A 6,085-nucleotide genomic window follows, 5' to 3' on the forward strand; every position below is an offset into this window, starting at 1 on the left:
CCGATGCGGATCTTCGTCCTGACCGGCGCCGGTATCTCGGCCGAGAGCGGTCTCGGGACGTTCCGGGACAAGGCCGGCACGGGCATCTGGGCCCGGTTCGACCCGATGAAGCTCGCGACCCCGGATGCCTTCGCGGCCGATCCCCTCCGAGTCCACGAATTCTACAACGCGCGCCGGAAAAATCTTCTCGAAGCCGAGGCAAACGACGCCCACGGGGTCTCTGGCCCGGCTGGGCTTGGCGCTTGCGGAGCGCGGCTCCGCCCTCGTCCTGGTCACCCAGAATATCGACGATCTGCACGAACGAGCCGGGTCGCGGCAGGTCCTGCACATGCACGGCGAACTCCTGAAGGCCCGCTGCGCCCGCTGCGAGGCTGTCGTCGACTGGACCGGCGATCTTGGGGTAGCCGACAGCTGCTCATCCTGCGGTCGCGCGGGCGGAATGCGGCCACATGTGGTCTGGTTCGGCGAGATCCCGCTCGGGATGGACGCCATCTTCGACCACCTCGCTCGCGCGGACCTCTTCGTCGCGATCGGCACGTCAGGCTCGGTCTATCCGGCCGCGGGCTTCGTTGCGGAAGCCAAGGCTGCCCGGATCCGGACCTGCGAGATCAACCTCGAACCCTCCGACAATGCCGGACTCTTCGACGAGCGCGTCTACGGGCCGGCGAGCGAGGCGGTGCCGGCCTGGGTGGATCGGATGCTGGCCTGACCGGCGACGTCTGCTTGACCGCCGATCCTGCCCGGCCCTAACGGCTGCGCCAGCGCGGTCGGGACCCCGCGGCCGGAAGGAGAGAGCGCATGAGTGACGCCGAGACCCGCCGGATCGTACTCGCGAGCCGCCCCGAGGGCGAGCCTCGACCCGAGGATTTTCTCCTCGAAACGGCGCCGTTGCCCGAACCTGGTCCGGGGGAGATCCTGCTCCGGACCCTGTGGCTGTCGCTCGACCCGTATATGCGCGGCCGGATGAATGCCGGAAAATCCTACGCGAAGCCCGTCGAGATCGGGGCCGTGATGGAGGGCGGCACGGTCTCGGTCGTGGAGCGGTCGAACCACGACGGCTACCGGCCGGGCGAGATGGTGCTCGGCATGACCGGCTGGCAGACCCACGCCGTCTCGGACGGGACGGGCCTCCGCAAGCTCGATCCTGCGGCGGCGCCGGTCCAGACGGCGCTCGGCATCCTGGGAATGCCCGGCATGACGGCTTATACCGGGCTCCTGAATATCGGCCAGCCGAAGCCGGTCGAGACGCTCGTCGTCGCGGCCGCGAGCGGCGCCGTTGGCGCGACGGTCGGTCAGATCGCGAAGCTCAAGGGCTGCCGGACCGTCGGGATCGCGGGCGGGCCGGAGAAATGCCGCTTCCTCCTCGACGAGCTCGGCTTCGACGCGGCCGTGGACCACCGCGCGCCGGACCTGCCCGAGCGTCTCGCGGAGACCTGCCCGGACGGGATCGACATCTATTTCGAGAATGTCGGCGGCGAGGTCTGGAATGCCGTCTTCCCGCTTCTCAACGACTTCGCCCGCATCCCGGTCTGCGGCCGCATCGCAAACTATTCCGACACCGCCCCGCCGCCCGGGCCCGACCGGACCGTGCAGCTGATGGGCACCATCCTGACCAAGCGCCTGCGCATCCAGGGCTTCATCGTGCGGGACTTCGCCTCCCAGGCGGGCGATTTCCGCCGCGACATGAGTGCCTGGCTGAAGGAGGGCCGCATCCGCTATCGCGAGGACGTGGTGGAGGGCCTCGAGCGGGCGCCCGAGGCCTTCATGGGTCTCCTCAAGGGCCGCAATTTCGGCAAGCTCCTGGTCAAGGTCTCGTGACCCGAGGGTGAGGCGGGGCCGCCACGGAGGGCTGATCACCGAACCCGGGGTGAGGCCGCAGCGGGACGCCGCATTGACGCCGCGCCGGCCCGGCCGCACGGTCGTTCCATGGGCGGCAGCTTCCGAGCGAGGGGCAGGGCGCGCGCGATCTTCAGCGTGATCGCGCTCTATGCGCTGTTGCTGCAGGGCTTCCTGGTCGCCATGACGCCCGCGTCAGCCTCGTTCGGGCCGGGCGCCGCGCCGATCTGCGCCCAGGACACCGGCGACGGCTCCAACCATGGCCCGGCTATCGGGCATGACAGCCACGGCTGCTGCACGGCGGCCTGCTCGGCCTCGCCCGTTCCTGTCCCGGAGCTTGCGCACCACGTCCTCGCCTGGCCGCTCCGCGAAGCCTCGCCGGCCTTCTGGCGCGCCTGCCTCCCTGCCCTGTCCACCGGCCCACCGGTTCACGCCGCCAGCGCCCGAGGTCCTCCGTCCGCCTGATCGACACGCTTCGCGCCCTATCGATCATTTCCTGACGGGACCTGTCTCATGAATACCTTCATCCTTCGCGGCGCGCTCGGCGCGTCCGCCCTCGTTGCCTGTTCCCACATCGCCGCCGCCCATGCCGTGCTGGAGCGGCGCGAAGCCCAGGCGAATGCCGTCTACCGGGGCGTCGTCCAGATCACCCATGGCTGCGAGCAATCCCCCACCGTCACGGTCCGGGTGACGATCCCGGAAGGCGCCATCGGCGCCCGCCCGATGGTGAAGCCCGGCTGGACGATCACGGCCGCCCGAGGCCCCTATGCCCGCGCCTACCCGTACCTGCACGGGGCAACGATCGCGGAGGGCGTGAAGGAGATCACCTGGACCGGCAGCAGTCTTCCGGCCGATCAATTCGACGAATTTATCTTCTCGGTCCGGCTTACCGACGGCTTCGCACCCGGCCAGAGCGTCTATTTCCCAGTCGAGCAGGTCTGCGCCAGCGGCAGCCATCGCTGGGTCGAGATCCCGGCCGCCGGCCAGGACGCCCATGCGCTCGCGAAGCCTGCACCGTTCGTGCGCGTCATGGCGGCTGCGACGGCCACGGCGGCCGAGCCGGCTCCGGTGACCAAGGTCGGCACCCTCGTGGTCGAGCGGCCCTGGATGCGGGCCACCCCGGGCGGCGCCAAGGTGGCGGGCGGCTACGTCCGGATCACCAATACCGGGACGCAATCCGACCGGCTCGTCGCGGCATCGGTCCCGCTCGCCGGCCGGGGCGAGATCCACGAGATGCTGACCGAGGCCGGCATCATGAAGATGCGGCCGGTCGAGGGCGGGCTCGAGATCAAGCCTGGCCAGAGCGTCGAGCTGAGGCCTGGCGGCTACCACCTGATGTTCATGGACCTGACGGCTGGCGTGAAAGAGGGCGAGCGCGTGCGCGGCACCCTCGTCTTCGAGAAGGCAGGACCGGTCGAGGTCATCTTCGCGGTGGCGGGTCTCGGCGCGCGCGCTCCCGAGCCGGGTTCCGCGCACCACTGAGCAGCCGGGCCGGCCGGCTTCGGCCGGCCCGCGACCCGCCGCCTCCCCCGTCGCCCTCGAGCCGGGGCCCGGCCGAGCCGCCTTGCGGCAGGCCGAGGCGACCCGCCCCGCACGGACTCCGTCATGCCTCGACAGACCGCATCCCGCGCCAGCTCCGCCCTGGCCCTCTGCTTCGCCGCTCACCCAGCGCTCGGCCAGACGAGTCCGGGGCCCTCCGGCGCCTCCATCGCGCTCCCGCCCGTGGTCGTGCCGGCACCCGTCCAGCGGGCGCGTCCGGCGCCTGTCCGCCCGCGACCGAGCGTCGCCGCGCGTCCGGCGCCTGCCCGAACAGCTCGCCGCGAGACGTCGGCCCTGGCTCCGCCGGTCGTCGCGGCGGCGTTCGGCGCCGAGCCCGCGCCGCTCGATCGGGCGCGAGCGCCCGGCCTCGACCCAAGCGCCGGCCCGCCGACCAGGGGCTCGCTCACGGTCCCATCGGTGCAGCAGCAGCGCGCGAACCTGAACGCGACGGTCGGCTCGGTCGCCTTCATCGACGCGACGAGTTTTCGGAACCGCTACACCAACAACCTTCCCGACGTCCTCAAGGATACACCCGGGGTCTTCGCGCAAAGCCGCTACGGCCAGGAGATCCGGCTGTCGGTCCGTGGATCTGGCGTCGCACGCAGCTTCCACACCCGCGGGATCGAGATCCTGCAGGACGGCATTCCCCTGAACCTTGCCGACGGCTCCGGCGACTTCTACCAGATCGACCCGCTCTCGCTCCGCTCGGTCGAGGTCTACAAGGGCGGCAACGGGCTCATCTTCGGCTCGTCGACTCTCGGCGGGGCGATCAACTTCGTCACCCCGACCGCCTATACGGCGATCGGCCAGAACGTGATCCGGATCGAGGGTGGCTCGTTCGGGGCGATCCGGACCAATGTCCAGGCCTCGCGAACCGAGGGACCCGTCGACGTTCTGATCAACGCCACTCAGTCGCACCAGGACGGCTTCCGGGCGCACCAGAACCAGGATTACACCCAGATCAACGCGAATCTCGGCTACCAGATCGCACCCGGGATCGAGACGCGCTTCTATCTCAACACATCCCTGACCCGCCAAAAGCTGCCGGGCACGCTCGACCTCTTCGACGCCCTCACCTTCCCGCGGCGGGCGGCGGCCGCGGTGATCTCCGGCAACCAGAAGCGGGATGTCTCGAGCGAGCGGATCGCGAACCGCACCTCCTTCGCGCTCGAGACCGGACAACTCGACGTGGATTCCTGGTTCATCCACAAGCGGCTCTTCCACCCGATCTTCCAGGTCGTCGACCAGGACGGCTCGACCTATGGGGTCGCGCCGCGCTGGTCCGGCACCTTCGACATCGCCGGGCATCGCAACGATCTCGTCGTCGGCGCCCGCGCCTTCGGGGGCCGGAACTCGGCGCTGCAATACGTCAACGTCCAGGGCCAGCGCGGCGGCCTCACCGCGAGTGCCCGGCAGAGCGCCCAGAACTACGAGGGCTATCTCGACAACCGCTTCTGGATCACGCCCGAACTCGCCCTCATGACCGGCGCCAAGCTCTTCCACCACGAGCGCGACCTCCGGAACCTGTTCACGCGCGCGAACGGGGCGGCCGACCGCGATTACGACGGGTTCAACCCGAAGGTCGGCTTCCTCTACCAGCCGGCGCCGACCATCCAGTTCTTCACCGACGTCACGAGGTCGCGCGACGTGCCGGATTTCTCCGACCTCGCCCAGAGCAACGTCAGCGGCCTCACATTCGTGCCGCTCCAGGCCCAGAAGGCCTGGACGGCGGAGGTCGGGACCCGAGGTTCGTGGGAGAGGATGCGCTGGGATGTCACCTTCTATCGCTCGACGGTTCGGGACGAGCTCATCAACTTCAACACCAATGCCGCGCTTGGTATCCCGGCTGCGACCTTCAACGCCGACCGGACGCTGCACCAGGGGATCGAGCTCGGCCTTTCGGCCGACCTCCTTCGCGACGTCTCGGGTCCGGGTGCGGGCGACGTGCTGTCGGTCTCGCAGGTCTGGACCTACAACGACTTCCGCTTCGTGCGGGACCGCGTCTACGGCGACAACCAGATCGGCGGCATCCCGCGCCACGTGCTGCGGACCACGCTCGCCTACCGACACCCGAACGGCTTCTACATCGCGCTCGCCCTCGACTGGGTGCCGGAGGGCCCGTTCGCGGATCACACCAACACCTCGAAGGTGCCAGGCTACAGCCTCATCGGCGTGCAGACCGGAATCGATCTCGGCCGCGGCCTCTCGGTCTATCTCGACGCCCGCAACCTCGCCGACCGCCGCTTCATCAGCGATGTCGGCGCGGTCACGAATGCCCGCCTTGTACCCACGACGATCTTCTACCCGGGCGAGGGCAGAAGCGTCTTCGCGGGGCTGCGCTACGTGTACTGACCCCACTCCGTCATTCCGGGGCCGCGCAGCGGAACCCGGAACCCACGGAAGCGCGTCAAATGGAAGACGGTTCACACCGCGTTCAAGCCGTGGTTTCCGGGTTCTCGCCTCTGGCGAGCCCCGGAATGGCAAAGGTGGCAGCCGTACGCGCCTTGCTTGCGACGGGCAGGGCGGCTACACAAAACCGGCCCGGACCATTGCTCCGGGCGACGAGGATGGCCGTGCGCCTGACGCACCCTGATAGCGCCGGGACCGGTGCCGCATCCGCGCCGGCGGGCGTGCCTCCTCCTTTCGAACCTCCTCCTTCTTAGCCGCCCCTGAGGGCCGGCCGGGCGCGAGCGCCTGGGCGCTCAGGGGA

Annotated in this window: 4 protein-coding genes and 1 pseudogene; all 5 read left to right on the forward strand. The window is 69.7% G+C overall.

The genetic code is table 11. The features are described from left to right. Nucleotides 1–3 precede the first annotated feature (3 nt). A pseudogene (locus tag ACFE87_RS21655) lies at nucleotides 4–709 on the forward strand (NAD-dependent deacylase). A gap of 89 nt (nucleotides 710–798) precedes the next feature. Continuing rightward, nucleotides 799–1,818: an NADP-dependent oxidoreductase gene (locus tag ACFE87_RS21660; RefSeq protein ID WP_375461739.1), complete on the forward strand. Its 1,020-nt coding sequence runs from the start codon at nucleotides 799–801 to the stop codon at nucleotides 1,816–1,818. A 108-nt stretch (nucleotides 1,819–1,926) separates the two neighbouring features. Beyond that, nucleotides 1,927–2,301 (forward strand): hypothetical protein, encoded by a 375-nt coding sequence (locus tag ACFE87_RS21665; protein ID WP_375461740.1) that lies wholly within the window; start codon nucleotides 1,927–1,929, stop codon nucleotides 2,299–2,301. 48 nt (nucleotides 2,302–2,349) lie between these two features. Then, nucleotides 2,350–3,318, forward strand: coding sequence for a copper chaperone PCu(A)C (locus tag ACFE87_RS21670; RefSeq protein WP_375461741.1), 969 nt, complete (start codon nucleotides 2,350–2,352; stop codon nucleotides 3,316–3,318). 123 nt (nucleotides 3,319–3,441) lie between these two features. Beyond that, nucleotides 3,442–5,727, forward strand: coding sequence for a TonB-dependent receptor family protein (locus ACFE87_RS21675; RefSeq protein ID WP_375461742.1), 2,286 nt, complete (start codon nucleotides 3,442–3,444; stop codon nucleotides 5,725–5,727). Nucleotides 5,728–6,085 lie beyond the last annotated feature (358 nt).

It is taken from the genome of uncultured Enterovirga sp., from assembly GCF_964242715.1.
Lineage (GTDB): Bacteria > Pseudomonadota > Alphaproteobacteria > Rhizobiales > Beijerinckiaceae > Enterovirga.